23 protein-coding genes are annotated in these 20,301 nt (G+C 71.6%); 11 read left to right on the top strand and 12 right to left on the bottom strand.

Annotation, left to right across the window (positions count from 1 at the left end):
- Positions 1 to 12 precede the first annotated feature (12 nt).
- On the top strand, positions 13 to 1,470 hold the full coding sequence (locus QWU11_RS18485) for a catalase (RefSeq protein ID WP_290112947.1): 1,458 nt from the start codon (positions 13 to 15) through the stop codon (positions 1,468 to 1,470).
- Positions 1,471 to 1,530: 60 nt separating this feature from the next.
- Here the strand turns inward: QWU11_RS18485 and QWU11_RS18480 are convergent, their stop codons facing one another.
- From QWU11_RS18480 to QWU11_RS18470, 3 genes are all read right to left on the bottom strand, one after another.
- Positions 1,531 to 2,517: an SPFH domain-containing protein gene (locus tag QWU11_RS18480; protein ID WP_290112945.1), complete on the bottom strand. Its 987-nt coding sequence runs from the start codon at positions 2,515 to 2,517 to the stop codon at positions 1,531 to 1,533.
- Positions 2,499 to 2,951: an NfeD family protein gene (locus tag QWU11_RS18475; protein WP_290112943.1), complete on the bottom strand. Its 453-nt coding sequence runs from the start codon at positions 2,949 to 2,951 to the stop codon at positions 2,499 to 2,501. Before QWU11_RS18475 ends, QWU11_RS18480 begins: the two co-directional genes overlap by 19 nt.
- A 113-nt stretch (positions 2,952 to 3,064) precedes the next feature.
- The gene (locus QWU11_RS18470) at positions 3,065 to 3,286 is read right to left on the bottom strand and encodes a hypothetical protein (protein WP_290112904.1); all 222 of its coding nucleotides are present in this window, start codon (positions 3,284 to 3,286) and stop codon (positions 3,065 to 3,067) included.
- Between the two features lie 267 nt (positions 3,287 to 3,553).
- On the opposite strand from QWU11_RS18470, the gene QWU11_RS18465 reads away from it, so the two are divergent.
- Both QWU11_RS18465 and QWU11_RS18460 read left to right on the top strand, forming a co-directional pair.
- The gene (locus QWU11_RS18465; protein ID WP_290112902.1) at positions 3,554 to 4,462 is read left to right on the top strand and encodes a Rieske 2Fe-2S domain-containing protein; all 909 of its coding nucleotides are present in this window, start codon (positions 3,554 to 3,556) and stop codon (positions 4,460 to 4,462) included.
- Between the two features lie 42 nt (positions 4,463 to 4,504).
- On the top strand, positions 4,505 to 5,299 hold the full coding sequence (locus tag QWU11_RS18460) for a cysteine hydrolase (RefSeq protein WP_290112847.1): 795 nt from the start codon (positions 4,505 to 4,507) through the stop codon (positions 5,297 to 5,299).
- Between the two features lie 8 nt (positions 5,300 to 5,307).
- Here QWU11_RS18460 and QWU11_RS18455 read toward each other — a convergent pair whose 3' ends face one another.
- Positions 5,308 to 5,700 carry a hypothetical protein gene (locus tag QWU11_RS18455; RefSeq protein WP_290112846.1) on the bottom strand — a complete coding sequence of 131 codons (393 nt, stop codon included), beginning with the start codon at positions 5,698 to 5,700 and terminating at the stop codon, positions 5,308 to 5,310.
- An 87-nt stretch (positions 5,701 to 5,787) separates the two neighbouring features.
- Between QWU11_RS18455 and QWU11_RS18450 the strand changes: the two genes are divergently transcribed.
- On the top strand, positions 5,788 to 6,567 hold the full coding sequence (locus QWU11_RS18450; protein WP_290112844.1) for a helix-turn-helix transcriptional regulator: 780 nt from the start codon (positions 5,788 to 5,790) through the stop codon (positions 6,565 to 6,567).
- Here the strand turns inward: QWU11_RS18450 and QWU11_RS18445 are convergent.
- Positions 6,564 to 7,310, bottom strand: coding sequence for a sulfite exporter TauE/SafE family protein (locus QWU11_RS18445; protein WP_290112842.1), 747 nt, complete (start codon positions 7,308 to 7,310; stop codon positions 6,564 to 6,566). The two genes, QWU11_RS18450 and QWU11_RS18445, sit on opposite strands and share 4 nt — an antisense overlap.
- Before the next feature lie 4 nt (positions 7,311 to 7,314).
- Positions 7,315 to 8,106 carry an ABC transporter ATP-binding protein gene (locus tag QWU11_RS18440; protein WP_290112823.1) on the bottom strand — a complete coding sequence of 264 codons (792 nt, stop codon included), beginning with the start codon at positions 8,104 to 8,106 and terminating at the stop codon, positions 7,315 to 7,317.
- 105 nt (positions 8,107 to 8,211) lie between these two features.
- Between QWU11_RS18440 and QWU11_RS18435 the strand changes: the two genes are divergently transcribed.
- Entirely contained in the window at positions 8,212 to 8,985 is a 774-nt protein-coding gene (locus QWU11_RS18435; RefSeq protein ID WP_290112784.1) for a hypothetical protein, read from the top strand.
- Positions 8,986 to 9,054: 69 nt separating this feature from the next.
- Here QWU11_RS18435 and QWU11_RS18430 read toward each other — a convergent pair whose 3' ends face one another.
- From QWU11_RS18430 to QWU11_RS18410, 5 genes are all read right to left on the bottom strand, one after another.
- On the bottom strand, positions 9,055 to 9,870 hold the full coding sequence (locus QWU11_RS18430) for an RDD family protein (protein WP_290112782.1): 816 nt from the start codon (positions 9,868 to 9,870) through the stop codon (positions 9,055 to 9,057).
- A gap of 69 nt (positions 9,871 to 9,939) precedes the next feature.
- Positions 9,940 to 10,266 carry a DUF2752 domain-containing protein gene (locus QWU11_RS18425; RefSeq protein ID WP_290114268.1) on the bottom strand — a complete coding sequence of 109 codons (327 nt, stop codon included), beginning with the start codon at positions 10,264 to 10,266 and terminating at the stop codon, positions 9,940 to 9,942.
- A gap of 316 nt (positions 10,267 to 10,582) precedes the next feature.
- A complete protein-coding gene (locus tag QWU11_RS18420; RefSeq protein WP_290112780.1) occupies positions 10,583 to 11,332 on the bottom strand; it encodes a protein phosphatase 2C domain-containing protein in 750 nt (249 codons plus the stop codon).
- Positions 11,333 to 11,450: 118 nt separating this feature from the next.
- Positions 11,451 to 12,077 carry a response regulator transcription factor gene (locus tag QWU11_RS18415; RefSeq protein ID WP_290112746.1) on the bottom strand — a complete coding sequence of 209 codons (627 nt, stop codon included), beginning with the start codon at positions 12,075 to 12,077 and terminating at the stop codon, positions 11,451 to 11,453.
- Positions 12,074 to 13,174 carry a GAF domain-containing sensor histidine kinase gene (locus QWU11_RS18410; RefSeq protein ID WP_290112719.1) on the bottom strand — a complete coding sequence of 367 codons (1,101 nt, stop codon included), beginning with the start codon at positions 13,172 to 13,174 and terminating at the stop codon, positions 12,074 to 12,076. Before QWU11_RS18410 ends, QWU11_RS18415 begins: the two co-directional genes overlap by 4 nt.
- Positions 13,175 to 13,298: 124 nt before the next feature.
- Between QWU11_RS18410 and QWU11_RS18405 the strand changes: the two genes are divergently transcribed.
- From QWU11_RS18405 to serB, 6 genes are all read left to right on the top strand, one after another.
- Positions 13,299 to 13,955 (top strand): SDR family oxidoreductase, encoded by a 657-nt coding sequence (locus tag QWU11_RS18405; protein WP_290112717.1) that lies wholly within the window; start codon positions 13,299 to 13,301, stop codon positions 13,953 to 13,955.
- A complete protein-coding gene (locus QWU11_RS18400; protein ID WP_290112714.1) occupies positions 13,952 to 15,268 on the top strand; it encodes an MFS transporter in 1,317 nt (438 codons plus the stop codon). Before QWU11_RS18405 ends, QWU11_RS18400 begins: the two co-directional genes overlap by 4 nt.
- Positions 15,261 to 16,262 carry an S-adenosylmethionine:tRNA ribosyltransferase-isomerase gene (locus QWU11_RS18395; protein WP_290112702.1) on the top strand — a complete coding sequence of 334 codons (1,002 nt, stop codon included), beginning with the start codon at positions 15,261 to 15,263 and terminating at the stop codon, positions 16,260 to 16,262. The genes QWU11_RS18400 and QWU11_RS18395 overlap by 8 nt, the downstream gene beginning before the upstream one ends.
- 24 nt (positions 16,263 to 16,286) lie before the next feature.
- The gene (locus QWU11_RS18390; protein ID WP_290112700.1) at positions 16,287 to 16,535 is read left to right on the top strand and encodes a type II toxin-antitoxin system CcdA family antitoxin; all 249 of its coding nucleotides are present in this window, start codon (positions 16,287 to 16,289) and stop codon (positions 16,533 to 16,535) included.
- On the top strand, positions 16,532 to 16,927 hold the full coding sequence (locus QWU11_RS18385; protein WP_290112671.1) for a hypothetical protein: 396 nt from the start codon (positions 16,532 to 16,534) through the stop codon (positions 16,925 to 16,927). The genes QWU11_RS18390 and QWU11_RS18385 overlap by 4 nt, the downstream gene beginning before the upstream one ends.
- Before the next feature lie 86 nt (positions 16,928 to 17,013).
- Entirely contained in the window at positions 17,014 to 18,219 is a 1,206-nt protein-coding gene (gene serB, locus QWU11_RS18380) for a phosphoserine phosphatase SerB (RefSeq protein ID WP_290112669.1), read from the top strand.
- Here serB and QWU11_RS18375 read toward each other — a convergent pair.
- Positions 18,209 to 20,293, bottom strand: a complete 2,085-nt coding sequence (locus QWU11_RS18375) for an FUSC family protein (protein WP_290112667.1) — start codon at positions 20,291 to 20,293, stop codon at positions 18,209 to 18,211. The genes serB and QWU11_RS18375 overlap by 11 nt on opposite strands.
- Positions 20,294 to 20,301 lie beyond the last annotated feature (8 nt).

Below are 20,301 nucleotides of genomic sequence, written 5' to 3'. Positions count from 1 at the left end.
GAGGAACTTCGCATGACTGACGTAAGGCCCATCACCACCACTGACGCCGGCATCCCGGCGCCCAGTGATCACGACTCGCTCTCGGTCGGGCCGAACGGACCACTGCTGCTCCAGGATCACTATCTGATCCAGAAGATGGCGCAGTTCAACCGCGAGCGCGTGCCCGAGCGCGTCGTCCACGCCAAGGGCGGTGGCGCCTTCGGGTTCATGGAGATCACCGAGGACGTCAGCCAGTTCACGAAGGCGAAGCTCTTCCAGAAGGGTGCCCGTACCGACCTGCTCCTGAGGTTCTCCTCCGTCGCCGGGGAGCTCGGCTTCCCCGACACCGTGCGCGACCCCCGCGGCTTCGCGATGAAGTTCTACACCGAGGACGGCAACTACGACCTCGTCGGGAACAACACGCCGGTCTTCTTCATCCGCGACCCGAGCAAGTTCTCCGACTTCATCCACTCGCAGAAGCGCCGGTCCGACAACCACCTGCACGACCACAACATGCAGTGGGACTTCTGGACCCTGCGCACCGAGTCCGCGCACCAGGTGACCTTCCTGATGTCGGACCGCGGCACGCCGTACTCCTGGCGGCACATGAACGGCTACGGCAGCCACACCTTCATGTGGGTCAACGCCGCCGGCGAGAAGTTCTGGGTGAAATACCACTTCAAGACCGACCAGGGCATCAAGAACTTCACCGACGCCGAGGCCGGCGAGCAGACCGCCCTCGACCGCGACTTCCACATCCGCGACCTGAGCTACGCCATCAGCGCGGGCGAGCACCCGTCCTGGACCGTGCAGATCCAGGTCATGCCGTTCGAGGACGCCGCGGACTACCGCTTCAACCCGTTCGACCTGACCAAGGTCTGGCCCCACGGCGACTATCCGCCGATCAACATCGGCAGGTTCACCCTCAACCGCAACCCCGACGACTACTTCGCCCAGATCGAGCAGGCCGCGTTCGAGCCCGCCAACATGGTGCCCGGCATCGCCGCGAGCCCGGACAAGATGCTGCAGGGCCGGCTGTTCTCCTACCCCGACACCCATCGCTACCGCATCGGCCCCAACTACCTCCAGCTCCCGGTCAACCGCCCGAAGGTGCCCGTCCACTCCTACAACAAGGACGGCGCCATGCGGTACGAGAACTACGGCGACCCGGTGTACGCGCCGAACTCCGTCGGCGGCCCGGAGGCCGAGCCGTCGCTGTACGAGAGCGAGAGCTACGGCGTGACCGGTGAGATCGTACGGGCCGCGTACACGCTGCACTCCGAGGACGACGACTACGGCCAGCCGCGCGCGCTGTATGAGGGCGTCCTGTCCGAGACCGACCGCGCCAACCTCACGGGCAACATCGTCGGCCACGCGTCCCGCCCGGAGGTCACCTCCGCGATGAAGACGCGCGTCGTGGAGTACTGGCGCAACATCTCCAAGGACCTGGGCGACGACGTCGCCGCCGGGCTGGACGTGAGCGGGAGCTGAGCTCCCCCACCCCCCGGGAGAGGGGCGGCCCGTGCACCGCGGGCCGCCCTTCTTTTCGTCTCAGGACGCGCGGGCGTCGCTCGGCGGCAGCTCGTACGGCGGCGTGTGCCCCTCCGGCAGGGCGTCGGGCGCGGGCCGCTCCTCCGGCGGCCGGGCCGGCGACGGCTTTTCTCCGGCGAACGCCTGGGTGACCGACCGCAGGGCCGAGGTCACCTCGCTGGGGATCACCCAGAACGTGTTGCCCTCACCCTTGGCGAGCTCCGGCAGCGTCTGGAGGTACTGATAGGCGAGCAGCTTCGGGTCGGGATCGTTGCGGTGGATCGAGGTGAAGACCTGCTCGATGGCCTGCGCCTCACCCTGCGACCGCAGAATCGCGGACTGCCGCGCGCCCTCGGCCTCCAGGATGGACCCCTGCTTCTCTCCCTCCGCGGTGAGGATCTTCGCCTGGCGTATGCCCTCGGCCTGCAGGATCGTGGCGCGCTTCTCCCGTTCGGCGCGCATCTGCTTCTCCATCGCGTCCTTGATCGACTGCGGCGGCTCGATCGCCTTGATCTCCACGCGCGTCACCCGGATGCCCCACTTGCCGGAGGCGTCGTCGAGCACGCCGCGCAGCGCGGTGTTGATCCGGTCGCGCGAGGACAGGCTCGCCTCCAGATCGAGGGTGCCGATCACGTTGCGCAGCTGGGTGGCGGTGAGCTGCTCGATCGCCTTGATGTAGTCGACGATCTCGTAGTCGGCCGCGCGCGGGTCGGTCACCTGGAAGAACAGCACCGTGTCGATGTGCACGACGAGGTTGTCCTCGGTGATCACCGACTGGTCCTGGAACGCCACCACCTGCTCGCGCAGGTCGATCAGCGGTTTGACCTTGTCCACGAACGGGATGATGAAGTTCATTCCCGGCTGGAGGGTCTTGCGGTAGCGCCCGAGACGCTCGACGTTGCGGGCGCGGGCCTGGGGCACGATCCAGACGGATCGCAGCACCACCGCGCCCACCATGAGCAGCGCGACGATCAGTGCGATCAGGCTCGCTATGGCGAATTCGGCCATGAGTCCTCCCGTGGATGCACGAGGGCGGTGACGCCTTCGATCGCCAGGACGTCCACATCCGCCCCCTGAGGGATGACGACGCCGGGGTCGTACGGCCGTGCGGTCCACTCCTCGCCGCCGATGCGGACCCGGCCCGAGTGACGGGTGACCTCGGTCAGGGCCAGCGCCTCGCGCCCGACCAGCGCGGCGGTCCCGCTGCGCAGCAGCGGGGGCTGCCGGAGGTGCCGTACGGCGAGCGGGCGGATGACGACGAGACCGGCGGCCGAGGTGACGCCGAAGACGATCAGCTGAACGGCCAAGGGAAGACCCAGCGCCCCGGTCAGGCCGCCGGCGAGCGCACCGATCGCGAGCAGCCCGAGCGCGAGCGTCAGTGTGGTCACCTCGGCGATCCCGAGGACGGCGGCGATGACCAGCCAGACGACCCACGCCGACATGGCGCTCTCCTTCGATGGCGCATGCGCCATCGACTGGCGTATGGCCCTTGACTCCAAGGTAACTCCGGTTCCGCCACTTTCGTCCGGTGAGTTCGGACGACTTCACTGCGCGGTCAGGATGCGCGCCGGGCCTCGGAGGTTCGCCGCTCGGCTTCGATCTCGGCCGTGATGGCGGAGTGGAGCGCCTCGGCGGTGTCGGCCTGGACGATGAGGCGGCAGCCCGCTCTCAGCTGCTCGATCGTGAGTGCGCAGGCCGAGGTGCGAAAGGCCCACCATCGCCCGGTGTCACTGATCCACAATCGCCAGCCGGGGAACTCGGCCTCGAGCCGTCGCATCGCAACCACCCCGGGTGCCGGTGATTCACTCGTGGACCCTTTAAAGATAAACGAGGGATGATAGAGGCGCGAGACCCGTCAGGTGACGCGATACGGCCGCATTGGCGTGTTTCACCGATGTCGTCTCGTGGAACCTCGCGTGATGCCGAAAATTGTCTTCGCCGTTGCCCGGCGCACGGTAGAAAATCGTTGTGGGCGCCACCCCCGTATGGTGGGCCCGCGGCGCGGCAGGCTAGTGTCCAAAGCAGAGCCATCCGAGGAGGTGCGGTGAACCGGCAGCGGGTGAGCAGGATCCCCAGGTCCCTGACCGTCCCCCGCCCTCTCAAGGTCGCCGAGGACATCGAGCACGCTCACGTGCTCGACCGGCCGGCCCGAGGCCTCGCCGGAGTCGTGCTCCGGTTTCTGCCTCCCGGACGGCTGAAGGACCTCCTGCACGGCGTGCCGCTCGGCCATCCGGCCCACCCACCGCTCACCGACATCCCGGTCGGCTGCTGGACCGCCGCCGTCCTCCTCGACCTGCTGCCGGACGCCGACCGCGCCTCCCAGGTGCTGCTGGCCGCCGGCCTCGCGGGCGCGGTGCCCGTGGCCCTCACCGGGGCCGCCGACTGGTCCTCGCTGCACATCGAGCAGCAGCGCGTCGGAGTGGTCCACTCGGTCGGCACCATCGCGGCGACCGGTCTGTTCGCCGGTTCGCTGCTCGCCCGCCTCCGCGGGCGCACCCGCCAGGGCAGAGCGCTGGGGCTCGCGGGCCTCGTGGCCCTCTTCGGCGGCACCTACCTCGGCGGCCACCTGGCCTTCCGCCTCGGCGCCGGCGCCAGCCACGCCGAGTCGATCACCCACCTCGGCCCGCTGGGCTGGCACGACCTGTGCCCGCTGGACGAGCTGCCCGAGGGCTGGCCGGTGCACCGCAGCCTCGGCTACATCAGCCTGTTCGTCCTGCGCTACGGCGAGGACGTCTACGTCCTCGCCGACCGCTGCACCCACCTCGACGGCCCACTGCACCAGGGCCGCATGGTCCGCGTGGACGACGAGATCTGCGTGATCTGCCCGTGGCACGGGAGCACCTTCCAGGTCAGCGACGGCACCGTCGTCCACGGCCCGGCCACCGGCCGGCAGCCCGCGTTCGAGACCCGCATCCTGGAGAGCGGCATGATCCAGGTCCGCCCCGCCCGCTGACCCGTCGCACTTCCCAGGACCGGGGGTCGATCTGCCGGGCAGATGCCAGTTGAATGGAGTTCCGGCCTTCGCCGCCAACGGAGCCGACAGGTACCGGGCGATCGTGTCCTGGGGCGAGATCGACCCCGCGTTCGGTGCCCGCACGGCATCCTCAAGGGGGTCGTCGACGGCAACGCGTTCGTCAAGGGCTCGTGGGGCGCGGCGATCATCGACGAGCTCGCGCCGGCCGACGGCGACATCGTGATCGAGGGCAAGCGCGGTCTCGACACCTTCGCCAGCACGAACCTCGACTTCATCCTGCGCAGCAAGGGCATCACGACCATCGCACTGGGCGGGTTCCTCACCAACTGCTGCATCGAGTCGACCATGCGCTCCGGCTACGAGAACGGCTATCGGGTCGTGACGCTCAGCGACTGCCTCGCCGCGACCTCCGTCGAGGAGCACGACAACGCGCTGAAGTACGACTTCCCGATGTTCTCCCAGCCGATGCCGTCCGCGGCGTTCACCGGCGAGCTGGGAGGCTGGCGGCGGCTCGCCGGATCAGGACTCGTCCGGTGGTGCCGCGGCCGGTTCGCGGCGGTCGTTGAACGGGTGCTCGACCAGTGCCAGCACCCGGCTGGCCATGAAGCGCGCGGTGCGTACGGGGGTGCCCGTGCGAGTCACCTCGGTCACCTCGACGACGCCGCGCCGGGTGACGACCTCGACCCGCCGCCCCGCGCGTGTGGCCGTCACCTCGTACGTCCGCGTCGCCTCGCCGGCATCGATCATGATTTCGACCCTGTCGCCCTTCATGACCGCACCCTTCTTCGAACGTCTATTCGATTATTACCCCGTTAAGTACCGCTTCAATCGACGCCGGAAGGGCACGGTGCCGGTACGAACAGCGCCTCGAACGGGGGCTCTCCGATCGCGGCGGTGACGTGCCCGCGCCCGGTCGTGTCGGACACGAACACCAGGTCACCGGGGCCGAACCGGCGCCGTTCACCGTCGCTTACCTCGACCTCGATCGCACCGCGCACCATCACGACCCACTGCTCCCGCGGCGCGGGGTGCGGGTCGCTGTCGAAGTCCGCACTCCGGAGGAACGTCACGGCCGCCGAGGCGGACAGGCCTCCGGTGAACATCGGCGGCACACCGTCGGCGATCCGCCGCTCGGTCAACGGCAGCGCGCCGTCCTCGAACCGGGATCCGCCGTCGCCGGTCCGGACGACCCTCGTGTAAAGCTTCAGATCTGACATGACGGTCATGTTCGGGAGGGGCGCGGGCCGCCGGCAATACCGCCGAGGGAATCGACGGGCGTCGCGCCGGCCCGGTAGGACTGGAGCATGGTCATGGTGACGCAGGACAGCCGGTTCGCCGCCGAGCTGCGGCGATGGCGCGCGTCGCGGCGCTGGAGCCAGCTCGAGCTCGCCGTGCGGGCCGGGACGACGCAGCGGCACCTCAGCTACATCGAGCAGGGCCGGTCGCGCCCCGGCCGGGGCATCGTCCTGCGCCTCGCCGAGTCGCTGGAGCTGTCCCTGCGCGAGCGCAACGCCCTCCTGCTCACCGCCGGGTACGCCCCGGTGTTCGCCGAGTCCCGGCTCGACGCCCCGGAGCTGGCGCCCGTACGGGAGGCGATCGACCGCATCCTCGACGGCCACCTGCCCTACCCGGCGGCGGTCGTGCGGCCGTACGGCGAGCTGGTCGCCGCCAACGCCGCGATCGAGGTGCTCACCGAGGGCGCCGCCGCACACCTGCTGCGGCCGCCGGTCAACGTGCTCCGTCTCGCGCTGCACCCGGACGGCATGGCGCGGCGCGTCGAGAACCTCGCCGAGTGGGGGCGGCACATCGTCGAGAGCCTCCGCTCCCAGGCGGTCCGCAGCCCGGACGACCGGCTGGAGGCGTTCATCGCCGAGCTGCGGGGCTACGTCCCGCCGATGCCGTCCGGGCCCGACCACATCGGTTTCGCGGTGCCCCTGCGCCTGCGGTGCGCGGAGGGCGAGCTCCGGCTGATCACCACGCTGACCTCGTTCGCGACCGCGGTGGACGTCACGCTCTCGGAGCTGCGCCTGGAGGCGTTCCTGCCGGCCGACGAGGCCTCCGCCGCCATCCTCCGGAACCGCTAGGCCAGGAGCTTGACGATCGCGGTCACGCCGACGATCACGATGAGCACGCGCAGCGCCGTCGCCGGCAGGCGGCGGCCGATCGAGGCGCCGGCGAGGCCGCCGAGCACCGAACCCGCCGCGATGCACGCGACGATGGCCCAGTCGACGTGGGCCACGAAGATGAACAGCACCGCCGCCGAGCCGTTCACGACGCCCGCCAGGACGTTCTTGACGGCGTTGACGCGCTGCAGGTCCTCATCCAGGAAGATCGCCATCAGGGCCATCAGGATGAAGCCCTGCGCGGCGCCGAAGTAGCCGCCGTACACCCCGGTGGCGAGCACGCCGATCCACAGCCAGGGCCCGCCGTGCGGGCGCCGCGTGCGGCCGCCGAGCCACGCGCTCAGCCGGGGCTGGATGACCACGAGCACGCACGCGATCGCGATCAGCGCCGGTACGACGATCTCGAAGGTCTCCTCGGGCAGGACGAGGAGCAGCAGGCCGCCGATGATCGCGCCGATCACCGAGGCGGAGCCCAGCGACAGCAGCCGGGTGTGCTGGCCGATCAGCTCGCGCCGGTAACCGTACGCCCCGGAGGCGGCCCCCGGTACGAGGCCGACGGTGTTGGAGACGTTCGCCACGACCGGCGGGTACCCGAGCGCGATGAGGACCGGGAAGGTGATCAGCGATCCGGAGCCGACGATGACGTTGATGCATCCGGCCGCGAGCCCGGTCGCGAAGATCGTCAGGGCGTGGAGCGGGGTCATCGGGTCACGTGGTCACGGCACGCGCGTGCCAGCGTCCCTCCTGGCGCTCGATCCGCAGGGGGAGGCCGAAGCACTTGGACAGGTGCTCGTCGGTGAAGACCTCATCGACCTTGCCGGTGGCGACGACCGAGCCGCGGCGCAGCAGCATCGCGTGGGTGAAGCCCTCCGGCACCTCTTCGACGTGGTGCGTGACGAGCGCCATCGTCGGCGCCAGCCGGTCGACGGCCAGGCTCGTCAGCCGCGCCACGAGGTCCTCACGGCCGCCGAGGTCGAGGCCGGCGGCGGGCTCGTCCAGCAGGAGCAGCTCCGGGTCGGGCATGAGGGCGCGGGCGATCGACACGCGCTTGCGCTCACCCTCCGAAAGGGTCGAGAAGCGGCGGCGGATCAGGTGCGCGCAGCCGAGCGCGTCGAGGAGTTCGACGGCGCGGGTCACATCCGTGGAGTCATATTCTTCTTTCCAGCGGCCGATGATCGCATAGGACGCCGTGAGGACCAGGTCGATGACCTTCTCCTCGGCCGGCACCTTGTCGGCGATCGCCGAGCTGGACAGCCCGATGCGGGGCCGCAGCTCGAAGACGTCGGCCTTACCCAGTTGTTCGCCCAGGATCTCGGCCGTGCCCTCGCTGGGGTACAGCATCGCGCCCGCCACCTGCAGCAACGTCGTCTTTCCGGCGCCGTTCGGACCGATGATCACCCATCGTTCGTCCTCTTGCACGGCCCAATCGATGTTGCGCAGCAGCGTCGCACCCTCGCGCCGGATCTCGACGCCCTTGAGCCTGAGTACCTCGCCGGCCATCGCATCCCTTCGGTTTCGCGCGTAGCCGCAGGCGACAGGGCCGCCGGGCTCGCACCGGGTCTCCGGCACGAACCTACGGCATTCGGACGCCTTATGGTTGTCGGCATGCGTGTCCATCACCCCTCGGCCGCCCTCGTCGCCTGGGGCAACGCATGGCTGACCGGTCACGTCGGGCTCGATGAGGCCGTCGACGCCGTCGAACGCCAGGGCGGCCCTCACGTCGCGGCCGGCATCCCGGAGGCACGCGGTGAGATGCCGTTGCGCGGCGGTCTCGCGACGCTCCGGGTGGCCGGCCTGTCCGCGCTGCGGCTGGCGCTGCCCGCGCCCGGAGATCCGCTCGGGCTGACCGGGCCGCCGGCGTTCAACACGGCGGCCATCGAGGCCGAAGAGGCCGTCCTCGCCTCCGTCGGCGCCCAGACGTTCGGGCTGATCCCGGCCGAGGACCGGCGCGGATCGTCCTACGTCGGCACGCGCTGGACGGTGCACGAGACGCCGTCGGCCGTCGCGGACGCCCCGCTGCTGCCCGAGGCCGACCACCGGCTGACCCTCGCCGTACGGGACGCGACCGAGTCGCTCATGTCCGTCGACGGCACCATGGAATGGCGGCCGGAGATCGCCGAGGCGCTCGGCGCGCTGCGCGAGTCGCACCACCATGAGCAGATGGGCGGTCTGGCCCCCGGCTATCCGGCTCGCGCCCACCGCGTGGCGGCGCTGGCCGGCCGGCTGGCCGTCGTCGTGGACCTGGCCCGCGGCACCGAGGGCGCGGCCCTGTCCGCCGCCCAGGTCAGCCGCCGCGCCGAGGCCCTGCGCGACCTGGACCACGCCGTACGCCGGGCGCGGGTCGCGGCCTGCAACAGCGTCCTGGACGCGGTCCGTTGAGGGTGTCTTACCGGACCGAAAACGGGGCGCATTCCCGAAGGAATACGCCCCGCCACAGGAGTCCGATGCTCACGCCGTGACGACGATGGCCTTCGTGATCTTGTCGCCGAAGGTCTGGCTCTTGTCGTCCCACAGCGGCCAGAGGAACCCGAGCAGGCAGACCCAGCCGTCGATCGTGGAGTGGCAGAGCTGCCGGCCGAACGCGGCACCGGCGCCGAGAGGCTGGCCGGTCGCCTCGCTGACGACCTTGATGCCGAGAAGACGCTTGCCGATCGTCTGACCGGTGTTGGCTTCCTGGAAGCTGAGGGCGAACGCGATGATGAAGAGGAAGATCAGCTCGAAGAGGTAGCTGACGGCGACGCTCTTCACGACCGCGCCGATGATGGCGATGATGATACCGGCCGGGATACCGACGATCAGGCCGTCGACGATACGCGCGCCGAGGCGTGAGCCCCAGCCGGCGTACTGGGCCTGGCCGTAGCCGGAACCATAACCCTGCTGGCCGTACCCCGGCTGACCGTAGCCCGGCTGCTGGCCGTATCCCTGCTGGCCGTAGCCCTGCTGCTGGCCATAGCCCTGCTGCTGTTCGTAACCGGGCTGGCCGTACCCCGGCTGCTGCTGACCCTGGCCATAGCCCTGCTGCTGTTCGTAACCGGGCTGGCCGTACCCCGGCTGCTGCTGACCCTGGCCGTAACCCGGCTGCTGCTGTCCATAGCCAGGCTGACCCTGCCCGTAGCCAGGCTGCTGCTGGCCCTGGCCGTAACCCGGCTGCTGTTGCCCGTAGCCAGGCTGCTGCTGACCCTGACCGTAACCGGGCTGCTGCTGGCCCTGGCCGTAGCCGGGCTGCTGCTGACCCTGGCCGTACGGGTCGTAGGGGGTGCTCACGCTCTTTCTCCTTTGTTGATTACGCCCGTCCGCCAAACCTGGCTCGGCGGTCGCCGTGATGAGTGCTGACTAGAGGGGCAGAAACCCGAAGCGGGCGAGTTGCCAGACCCAAGACAGCCCCAGAGCCACTCCGATGATCCAAGCACGGATACGCGAATCGAGCGCCCACCATCGCCGCCCCGATCCGAGAGGGGCCGTGGCCAGGCCGATCGCCCCGAAGACGACGGCCGGGCTCGCGAGAAGGGCGGCGACGGGGTGAGCCGCGCCCAGCTCGATGAAGACGGTGGTACCGCCACAGAGAGGACAGGGGATTCCGGTGAGTGCCCGCAGAGGGCACAGCGTGCCAGGATCGTGGATCCGGTGCACCGTGGACACCAGCACCGCCGCGGTCGCCATCGCGCCCACGCGCAGAGCCATACCGCGCACGCCGTCGGCCGACGCGGCGATCAGGCCGTCGACTACGCCGGCCGGCCGTCCTCGGGCTCGTGACGCGACCTCAGGCCCCCGTGCCACGTCCAAAACCTTTGTCCTCCCCGTTGGTGCTCTTATCCGCTTGTGGACCCGTATATCGCAATAAACCGGGTACGGGTCAAGTAAAAGACCGACCAGATTTGAGAACGTAACCCGTCAGAGACCTTGCGCGGACCGGCTCCAACGGCTAATCGCACGGCGCGGAGCACGCCGTGCGTTCAGCATCCGGGCGGGGAGGCGCTCAGTCCTCCGCCGCGCCGACGACCATCGGGGCGGCGGCCTCGGCGCCCTCCGCGACGACGTCCACGACGATCACCGTGATGTTGTCCGGCCCGCCCCCCTGGTTGGCCGCGGTGATGAGCTCACCCACGGCGGCGGCGGGGTCGGACTCGGTGGTCAGCACCTGGTGCATCGTCTCGGCGTCGACCGGACCGCTCAACCCGTCAGAGCACAGGAGGTAACGGTCGCCGGGCAGCGCCTCGCGCAACGACAGGTCCGGCTTGCGCTCCGGTCTGCCGTCGAGCACGCGGACCAGACGGTTGGCCAGGTGGGGGGCCGCGCCGTCCTCGCCGGTGAGCATCTTCTCCAGCGTGTGATCCTCGGTGATCTGGTAGAGGATCCCCTCGCGCAGCATGTAGGCACGCGAGTCACCGATGTGGGCGAGCGCCGTGTGGGTGCCCGACCAGAGCATCGCCGTACACGTCGTGCCCATCGACTGGAGCGCGGGTTCGTCCTCGACCTTGCGGGCGATCGCCTGGTTGGCCGCGAGCACGGCGCGTTCGACCACCTCGACCAGCTTGGCCTGTGGGACCTCATGGTCGATGGCGGAAAGGGCCTGGATGGCGAGGGAACTGGCGATCTCGCCGCCCACGTGACCGCCCATGCCGTCGGCGACCGCGAGCAGCCATGGGCCCGCATACGCCGAGTCCTCGTTGTTCTCGCGGGCACGTCCGACATCCGAGCCCGCGGCGTAGCGAATGGCAACTCTCATATGTGTTCCGATGTCGTCCTCGGCGGTGCGGTTCACTCAGCCGACTGCTGAGCTTCATCAACATATTCGACCGGCGCGACTTACGCCTCATGGATCACAGGGTCGATTTCTCGCGGAGTCATCGTTCTGCCAGTCCGTGGCGCACTGCGTACAGCGCCGCCTGGGTCCGATCCTGTAGCCCGAGCTTCATCAGGATGTTCGAGACGTGCGTCTTGACGGTCTTCTCCGACACGACGAGCGCCCGCGCGATCTCGCGGTTCGAGCGGCCTTGGGCGATCTGTACCAAGACCTCCCCCTCGCGCTCGGTGAGCGGCGTCGTACCCTTCCCGCCCTGGTCAGCGGCCAGCATCGCGTCCGCCGCCTCGGGGGCGAACAACACGTGCCCGTCGTGCACCGCGCGGATCGCCTGCACCAGAGCGTGCGGGTCGACGTCCTTGTAGAGGTAGCCCGCCGCGCCCGCCCGTACGACCGGCAGCACCCGCGCGCGCTCACCGACGCTTGTGAGAACGAGCACACGCGCGGGCACGCCGCGCTCGCGGAGTTCGCGCAGCGCGGTCAGCCCGTCCACATCCGGCATCTTCAGGTCGAGCAGGATGACGTCCGGCGTGAGCGCCTCCGCCCGCGCGACCACCTCCGCGCCGTCGGCGGCCTCCCCGACGACCTCGATGTCGGCCTGCACACCGAGGAACGTCCGCAGCCCCTGGCGTACGACGGGATGGTCGTCGGCGATCAGCACACGGATCATTCCGGCACCTCCAGGCGTACGACGGTGCCGGAGCCGGACGACTCGATGGTCAGCGTGCCGCCGACCGAGGCCGCCCGCTCGCGCATGGACGCCAGGCCCAGCCCGTCGCGTGCGTCGTTGGCGGTGTCGAAGCCGACGCCGTCGTCGTGGATCTCCAGCACGCCGGGCGTCAGGCGCACCGCCACCTCACGCGGGCGGCCGTGCCGGAGCGCGTTGTAGAGCGCCTCCTGGGCGATGCGGAACACCACGGCCTCCGTCTCCGGCGGCAGCGGCACCTCCTCGCCCTCGAACCGCACGGCCGTACGGCGCCCCGCCCCCCAGACGCGGTCCAGGACTCTCACGTGCTTGCGCAGCGACTCGGCCAGCCCGTCGCCGGCGAGTTCGGCGGGGCGCAGCTCGAAGATGACCTCACGCAGCTCGGCGAGGGCCTCCTTGGCGAGCGTCTGCACGCGTTCGAGCTCGGGCGCCGGGTCCGGGGCGGACAGCGCGGCCGCGGCCGTCAGCCGCAGCGAGAACAGCTTCTGGGCGACCGCGTCATGCAGCTCGCGCGCCAGCCGGGCGCGCTCCTCGATCACGGTCAGCTCGCGGTTGCGCTCGTACAGCCGCGCGTTGGTCAGCGCGATGGCCGCGTGCGCGGCGAACAGGATCAGGCGCTCCTCGTCGTCGGCGGTGAAGCCGCCGGGCGTGCGTCTGTTGGCCAGGAAGATGATGCCGAGCGTCTCGTCGCCGTCGCGGATCGGCACCCCGAGAAAGTCGCGCAGCACCGGATGGGCCGACGGCCACCCCTCGAACGCCGGCGCCCGGCGTACGTCGGCGAGCCGCTGGACCTTGTCCTCGCGGAGCATCACGGCGAGCAGCCCGTGCTGGCGCGGCAGCGGCCCGATCGCCTCCCACTCCTCGTCGCTGACGCCCTCGACGACGAACTCCGCGAACGACCCCTCGTCGTCCGGCACGCCGAGCGCGGCATAACGGGCGTCGAGAAGCTGCGCCGCGGCCCGTACGATCACCTGGAACACCTCGTGCACGGACAGGTGCCGCGTGACGGCGAGCACTGCCGCGCTGACCGCGTGCAGGGCGGCGTCCCGGTCGGCTTCCACGCCCCGACCGTACTCCCGCGCCCAGCGGCCCCGCCTCGGCGATGAGTCCTAGGCCTTATCGCCGATGGCCGGACCGTCCCGACGGCCGATGCCTCCCCGCACCTCGCCTTCTAGCGTCTGAGGCATGAAGGCACTGATCACCGGAGCGTCCCGCGGTCTCGGCCTCGCCCTGGCGGGGGCGCTCGCCCGCGACGGCTGGGAGCTCGTCCTCGACGCACGCGACGGGGCCGCGCTGGAGAAGGCGGCGCCGGCCGGGAGCACGGTCATCGCCGGCGACGTCGCCGACCCCGCGCACCGTGCCGCGCTGGCCGCCGCGGCGGACGGTCTCGACCTGCTCGTCAACAACGCGAGCACGTTCGGCGTCACGCCGCTGCCCGCGCTGTCCGATCACCCGCTGGACGCGCTGGAGCGGGCGTTCGCCGTCAACACGCTCGGGCCGCTCGCGCTGATCCAGGGCGTGTTGCCGTCCCTGCGCGAGCGCCGGGGCGCGATCGTCAACGTCAGCTCCGACGCCGCGCGGGAGCCGTACGAGGGCTGGGGCGGGTACGGCGCGACCAAGGCCGCCCTGGAGCAGCTCTCGAATGTGCTGGCCGCCGAGGAGCCGCGGGTCTCCGTCTGGTGGGTCGACCCCGGCGAGATGCGGACGGAGATGCTCGCGGCGGCCGGGGAGGACGCCGAGGCGGCGCCGCGCCCGGAGGACGTCGCGGTGCCCGCGCTGCTGCGGCTGATCGGCGAGCGTCTCCCCAGCGGGCGGTACACCGCCTCCGGCCTGGCGCGATGACGGTCGTCGACGAGCCCGCCGTACGGCCGCCGTCGCTGCTCGCCCGGCCCTACCGCATGGCCACGATCGGCATCACGCTGGTCATCGTCCTGCTCGCGTTCGAGGCGATGGCGGTCGGCACCGCGATGCCGGTGGCGGCGCGCGACCTGAACGGCCTGCCGCTGTACGCCTGGGCGTTCAGCGCGGTCTTCATCGCGGGCCTGCTGGCCAACGTGGTCTCCGGCGGCTGGGCGGACGCGCGGGGGCCCGCCCGGCCGCTGCTCACCGGACTCGTGGTCTTCGTGGCGGGGCTGCTGATCGCGGGCACCGCGCCGACGATGGTGTGGTTCGTCGGCGGCCGCGCGGTCCAGGGCTTCGGCTCGGGCCTGGCCTCGGTCCCGCTGTACGTCATCGTCGCCCGGGTCTATCCGGAGGAGGCACGGCCGAAGATCTTCGCAGCCATGGCGGGCGCGTGGGTGGTGCCGTCCCTGGTCGGGCCCTCGATCGGCGGCCTGGTCGCCCAGCACCTCGGCTGGCGCTGGGTGTTCCTCGGCATCGTGCCGCTGGTGGTGCCGGCCGCGCTGGCCCTGATCCCCACCCTGCGCGGGCTGCGGACGCGCGGCACGATGCCGCGCGGGCGGATGCTCGGCGCCGTCGCGCTGTCGGCCGGGGCCGCGGCCCTGCTCTGGGGCATCGACCACCGCTCGGCGGTCGCGCTCGCCGGCCTGGCGGCCCTCGCCTACGGCGTGCGCACGCTCATGCCGCGCGGCATGGCCCGGCTACGGCGCGGCCTGCCCACCGCCGTCGCCATGCGCGGCCTGCTGCTCGGCTCGATGGCCGGCACCGAGGCGTTCATCCCGCTGGCGCTGACGACGAGGTTCGGCTTCAGCCCGGCCACCGCCGGCATCGTGCTGACCGCCGGCGCCCTCGGATGGTCCGCGGGCTCGTGGTGGCAGGGCCGCTTCCCCGGAGGGTCGCGCGTGCGGTTCGCCGTGGCGGGCGCGTGCCTGCACGCCGCCGGCGTCCTCGCCGTCGCCGTCTCCTTCCACGTCTCCGGCTGGCTGACGCTTCCCGCCTGGATCGCCGCAGGCGCGGGCATCGGCCTGGCCTACCCCGCCCTCAGCGTGACGGTGCTGCGCCTGTCCTCCGGGGCGGCCCAGGGCACCAACTCCTCCGCCCTGCAGATCAGCGACACCCTCGGCTCGTCACTGGCCGTCGGTCTGGCCGGCGCGCTCGTCAACGCGGCCGGCCTGAACGCGGGTGCCGTCTGCACGGCCGTCATCGCCATCGTCGCGGCACTGGCCGCCCACCGAGTCGAGGATCCCCATGCGTGACTTCACCCTCCCCCCGGGCCTGGAGGCCCACGAGCCGCCCGCCCGGCGCGACGGCGTCCGCCTGCTCGCCGGCACGCCCGACGGCGTGAGCCACCGGCCGTTCTCCGCGCTGCCCGAGCTCCTGCGCCCCGGCGACCTGCTCGTCGTCAACACCTCACAGACCCTGCCCGCCGCCGTACGCCTGGACCGGCTCGCGCTGCACTTCTCCGGGCCGCTGCCGTCGAGCCCGGAGGGCGCGTGGCTGGTCGAGCTCCGGCTGCGGCGCGACGGCGCGACCGTGCCCTACGACGGCGGACGGTGCGGCGAGTGGTTCCCGCTGCCCGGCGGCGCGACGCTCACCCTGTGCGGGCGGGAGACGCCCCGCCTGTGGCGCGCCCGGCTCGACACCGACGTGGTCGCCTACCTGCGGCGTCACGGCGTGCCGATCCGCTACTCCTATGTCGGGCGCGACTGGCCGCTCTCGGCGTACCAGACGGTGTTCGGACGGCCGGGCCCGGACGGGGGCAGCGCGGAGATGCCGAGCGCGGGACGGCCGTTCACGCCGGAGCTGGTGACGCGGCTCGTCTCGCGCGGCGTGCAGGTCGCGCCGCTCTCCCTGCACACGGGCGTGGCCTCGCCGGAGAAGGACGAGCCGCCGTACGCCGAGCGCTACCACGTGCCGGCCGCCACGGCCGCGCTGGTCAACCACGTGCGCTGGGAGGGCGGCCGGGTGATCGCCGTCGGCACGACCGTCGTACGGGCGCTGGAGACCGCGGCCGGGGCCGGCGGGTTCGTCCGCCCGTCGAAGGGCTGGACGTCGCACGTCGTGACGCCGGACGAGGGCGTACGGGCCGTGGACGGCCTGCTGACCGGCCTGCACGAGCCGCGCTCGTCCCACCTTCGGATGCTGAGCGCCGTGGCGGGCGAGGAACTGCTCGAACGCGTCTACGAGGAGGCTCTGGCACGGGAGTACCGCTGGCATGAGTTCGGCGACGTCAACCTGCTCATCCGCTGACGCATACTTCAGTATGCTCAAAGTATGAGCGTCAAGGAGCGCATCACCGTCACCGTCGACTCCGAGGTCGTCGCGCAGATCAGGAAGCTCGCCGGATCCACGTCGTCGTTCGTCGAGGCCGCGATCCGCGAAAAGCTGGACCGCCATCGGCACGCCCGCGCGATGCTCGACCGTGATCTTTCGCAGGCCCGGGCCGCCGACCCGGAGGGATTCGCCGATGCGAAGTCCCGGGTCGCGGACTTGATGGACCGGCACTTCGGAGGCGCGGCATGATCGCGGGTGCGGTCCTCGACACGTCCGTCATCGTCGCGTTCGGGCGAGGTTCGCTCGACGTGATGCTGCTGATCGACCGGTTCGACATGAGGGCACAGCCGCTGGTCGTCCCGATGACGGCGATGGCGGAGGCGCTCACCCGGCTCACCGCTCCGCATGAAGCCGAACGCGCACTCTTTCTCCTGGAGTTCGGCGTGGTCGTCGGCGACGGCCTCGGCCGCGACAACGTGCGCTCGGTGGCGACCGCCGGCCTGGAGGCCAAGACCGAGACCACGCTCGGCATGGCGCACACGGCACACGCGGCACGGGAGCGGAGCTGGAAGATCCTCACGGGCGACCGCGCACTCTGGACCGCCTATCCCGACTTCGACGCCGTGGGCTGGGCCGACTGAACAAGGACCGGCGGGCGAACGCCCGATGTCCGGATGGTGGACGCCGGAGCAAAAGGCGATCGTGGCCAAGTAGCGTGGTGAACAGCATGAATGCCAAGAAGCGCACGCTGTTGATCACGTTGACCGGCCGCGACCGCCCCGGAGTCACGTCACGCCTGTTCGGCACCCTTTCCCGCTTTCCCGTCACCGTCTCCGATGTCGAGCAGGTCGTCATCCGCGGCCGGCTGGTCCTCGGAGTGCTGGTCTCGTACGGCTCGGACACCGATGTCGGCAAGGTCCTCGCCGCCACCGAAAAGGTCGCCGCGGACCTCGGCATGGAGATCGAGCTGGCCACCGGCTCCGGCGGTGACGACCACCGGCGGCACGGGCGGCTGCACGTCACCATCCTCGGCAGCGCGCTGCGGCCCGCCGCCATCGCGGGCATCGCCGGCCGGGTCGCCGCGCACGGCGCCAACATCGACCGCATCGAACGCCTCGCGAACAACCCCGTGACCTGCATCGAGATGCACGTCTCCGGCGCCGACCCCGACGGGCTGCGGGTGGCGCTCGCCGCCGAGGCCGCCGAGCAGCAGGTCGACGTGGCGGTCCAGCGGGGCGGGCTGGCCCGGCGGGCCAAGCGGCTCATCGTCATGGACGTCGACTCGACCCTCATCCAGGGCGAGGTCATCGAGCTGCTCGCCGCCCACGCCGGCCGCGCCGAGCAGGTCGCCGCGATCACCGAGGCCGCGATGCGCGGCGAGCTCGACTTCGAGGGGTCGCTGCGCGAGCGCGTCGCGATGCTCGAAGGGCTCGACGAGAGCGTCCTGGGCCAGGTACGCAACGACGTGGAGTTCTCGCCAGGCGTGCGCACGCTGGTCCGCACACTCAAGCGGCTCGACTTCAAGTTCGCGATCGTCAGCGGCGGCTTCACCCAGATCACCGACGCGCTCGCCGCCGACCTCGGCATCGACTACGCCGCCGCCAACGTCCTGGAGATCGAGGACGGACGGCTGACCGGACGGCTCGTCGGACCGGTCGTCGACCGGCCGGGCAAGGCCGCCGCGCTGAAGCGCTTCGCCGCCGAGGCGGGTGTGCCCCTCGGCCAGACGGTGGCGATCGGCGACGGCGCCAACGACCTGGACATGCTCGCGACGGCCGGGCTGGGCATCGCCTACAACGCCAAGCCCGTCGTACGCGAGGCGGCCGACACCGCGGTCAACGTGCCGTACATGGACACGATCGCCTTCCTGCTCGGCATCTCCCGCGAAGAGATCGACGCGGCCGACGCCGAGGACGCCGAACTCAGACTCTGAGCGCCCGGCCCTCCTCGGTGAGCCGGGCGGCGTCGTGGGCCAGGGCCCGTACGGCGTGCCGGGCGCCCGCGACCTCGACCAGCGCGTCCCGCAGCGGCGACACCGGACCCGCACCGCCGGCGAGCTCGCCCCGCCGCCTCCGGCACAGCTCGCCCAGGTGATCGTCGAGCTCACGCAGCAGATCCTGGAGTTCGAGGTCATGGCCGTCGAGGTGGTCGGCCACCCGTTCGAGGATGGCCGGGATGGGGCCGGCGTCGACGGGTTCCTCGTGGTCCAGCGTCGCCAGGGTGCCGAGGTAGTCGCGCAGGCGCTGGGCGGTCGTGGTCGCCTCGCGGAGCCGCCGCACCAGGTCCTGCGGCGGGGAGGGCTCCTGCGCGAGCCGTTGGAGCGCCGCGTCGATGTCCACGGCGGCCTGGGCCGCCTCCCGCTCCCGCCGGTGCGCCTGCGTGCCGGGCACCCCGTCGAACAGCGCCGCGACCGCGCGGGCCAGCTCGGCATGGGTGTGGAGCAGCCGCGCGAGCCGGTCGGGGAGCAGGCGCAGCGTGCCGGCCGGCCACAGCAGCCGGGCCGCGACGAGCGCGACCACGCCGCCCGCCGCGGTGAGCGCGATGCGCCAGCCGGCCGCCCGCCAGCCCAGCGGCTCGGTGAAGTCGATGAGCAACATCGTGATCGGCGTGCCGAACGTCACCCAGTAGGTGTGGTTCACCGACGCCAGGGCGAACCCCAGCACCGCGCCGGCGAAGACCAGGACGATCAACGTCGTACGGCCGGGCGCGACGGCGAGGGCGAGGGCCGCGACGGTCGCGCCCACCGTGGCGCCCCCGATCCGCTTGGCGACCCGTTCGACGGTGTCTCCGTAGGAGTCACGCAGGCAGAACATCACCGTGATCGGCAGCCAGTGCCCGTGCGGCAGGTGCAGGCCGTCCGCGAGCGCCATCGCCGCGCCGATCGCCGTCCCGGCCCGTGCGGCGTGCCGCAGCCCGGGTGAACGGGTACGGACCGCCTCCCGCACGCGGCTCCAGCCGCCGGCGGGGCGTTCGGGCAGGGGGACGTCGAAGCCGACGTCCAAGCCGCCGGCCACGATCTCGGCCGCCCGGTCGACGGTCGCGGCGATCCGCCCGACGATCCGGCGGATCTGCAGGATGAGCGCGGTCCCGACGACGTCGCCGCCTCCTTCGACCCACTCCTGCCGGGCCTCGTCACTGACCCGTACGAACCGGTCCAGCGCCACGGGACCAGGTGGCGCCTCGCCTCTCTCCAGCTCCGCGGCCAGCGCGCGCAGCCTCACCGCGAGGGCACCGACGACCGTCCGGCGCTCCCGTTCCCACCGCTCCGGCGGATTCTCTTCGCCGAGGTCCCTGAGCAGGGAGCGCAGCGCGACGGTCTCGTCCATGGCCTGGTCGAGGGTCTCGCCGAGGCTCCGCGGGCGGCACCCGTCCGGCCCGCCGCCACGGTAGAGCGCGTACGTCGCCCGCGCCCGGCGGAGCGCGTCGTAGGCCTCTCTGCGGCGGTGATCCCACGCGCCGGGGGGCGCGTCGAGCGCGTCCGCCACCGCGTTCGCCGCCTCGGCCACGGACAGGTGCAGGGGCCGCAGCCGCCGGGTGATCCACGGCGCCAGCAGGAGCGCGGTCATCCACAGCCCGCCGATCATCTCGAGCACGCCGTCGAAGATCACCGGACTGCCCGGCGGGCGGACCGCGGCGATCAGGGTCACCAGGGCCGCCGTGGGGCCCATCCACGGGATCGCCGCACCGAGCGCCGCGACCAGCGGGACGACCGCCGTCGCGAGCCACGGATCACCGCTGAGCAGCCCGCCGAACCAGGTGAAGACCGTGACGACGGCGGTCGCCGCCAGCATCGAGCGGGCGCGGGCGCCGTACGGGCCCGTGGGGCCGGCGAACGCGACGTAGAAGGCGCCGAGGCCGACCAGCACGCTCTCGCCGGTGCGGCCGCTCAGGACGCCGACGATCAGCGGGCCGCTCACGCCGACGGCCGTCACCAGGCCGTACGCGGGCGCGACGGGGCCCTCGGAGGCCGCGTACGTCTCTCGTAGCCACGCCAGCGATGACCGCACCTGTGCTC

The sequence above is a fragment of the Actinomadura sp. DC4 genome (genome assembly GCF_030406325.1).
Classification (GTDB): domain Bacteria; phylum Actinomycetota; class Actinomycetes; order Streptosporangiales; family Streptosporangiaceae; genus Actinoallomurus.
The sequence above is the reverse complement of the archived record's forward strand: the minus strand, read 5'-3'. Positions and strand labels throughout refer to the sequence as shown.

Bases quoted from the DNA above. Each gene is read 5' to 3' on its own strand.
- QWU11_RS18385 (WP_290112671.1), top strand. From the start codon at position 16,532: ATGATCGCGGGTGCGGTCCTCGACACGTCCGTCATCGTCGCGTTCGGG.
- QWU11_RS18445 (WP_290112842.1), bottom strand. From the start codon at position 7,310: ATGACCCCGCTCCACGCCCTGACGATCTTCGCGACCGGGCTCGCGGCC.
- QWU11_RS18395 (WP_290112702.1), top strand. From the start codon at position 15,261: ATGCGTGACTTCACCCTCCCCCCGGGCCTGGAGGCCCACGAGCCGCCC.
- QWU11_RS18470 (WP_290112904.1), bottom strand. From the start codon at position 3,286: ATGCGACGGCTCGAGGCCGAGTTCCCCGGCTGGCGATTGTGGATCAGT.
- QWU11_RS18405 (WP_290112717.1), top strand. From the start codon at position 13,299: ATGAAGGCACTGATCACCGGAGCGTCCCGCGGTCTCGGCCTCGCCCTG.
- QWU11_RS18485 (WP_290112947.1), top strand. From the start codon at position 13: ATGACTGACGTAAGGCCCATCACCACCACTGACGCCGGCATCCCGGCG.
- QWU11_RS18435 (WP_290112784.1), top strand. From the start codon at position 8,212: ATGCGTGTCCATCACCCCTCGGCCGCCCTCGTCGCCTGGGGCAACGCA.
- QWU11_RS18450 (WP_290112844.1), top strand. From the start codon at position 5,788: ATGGTCATGGTGACGCAGGACAGCCGGTTCGCCGCCGAGCTGCGGCGA.
- QWU11_RS18420 (WP_290112780.1), bottom strand. From the start codon at position 11,332: ATGAGAGTTGCCATTCGCTACGCCGCGGGCTCGGATGTCGGACGTGCC.
- serB (WP_290112669.1), top strand. From the start codon at position 17,014: ATGAATGCCAAGAAGCGCACGCTGTTGATCACGTTGACCGGCCGCGAC.
- QWU11_RS18475 (WP_290112943.1), bottom strand. From the start codon at position 2,951: ATGTCGGCGTGGGTCGTCTGGCTGGTCATCGCCGCCGTCCTCGGGATC.
- QWU11_RS18390 (WP_290112700.1), top strand. From the start codon at position 16,287: ATGAGCGTCAAGGAGCGCATCACCGTCACCGTCGACTCCGAGGTCGTC.
- QWU11_RS18415 (WP_290112746.1), bottom strand. From the start codon at position 12,077: ATGATCCGTGTGCTGATCGCCGACGACCATCCCGTCGTACGCCAGGGG.
- QWU11_RS18400 (WP_290112714.1), top strand. From the start codon at position 13,952: ATGACGGTCGTCGACGAGCCCGCCGTACGGCCGCCGTCGCTGCTCGCC.
- QWU11_RS18425 (WP_290114268.1), bottom strand. From the start codon at position 10,266: ATGGCGACCGCGGCGGTGCTGGTGTCCACGGTGCACCGGATCCACGAT.
- QWU11_RS18480 (WP_290112945.1), bottom strand. From the start codon at position 2,517: ATGGCCGAATTCGCCATAGCGAGCCTGATCGCACTGATCGTCGCGCTG.
- QWU11_RS18455 (WP_290112846.1), bottom strand. From the start codon at position 5,700: ATGTCAGATCTGAAGCTTTACACGAGGGTCGTCCGGACCGGCGACGGC.
- QWU11_RS18460 (WP_290112847.1), top strand. From the start codon at position 4,505: ATGCCAGTTGAATGGAGTTCCGGCCTTCGCCGCCAACGGAGCCGACAG.
- QWU11_RS18440 (WP_290112823.1), bottom strand. From the start codon at position 8,106: ATGGCCGGCGAGGTACTCAGGCTCAAGGGCGTCGAGATCCGGCGCGAG.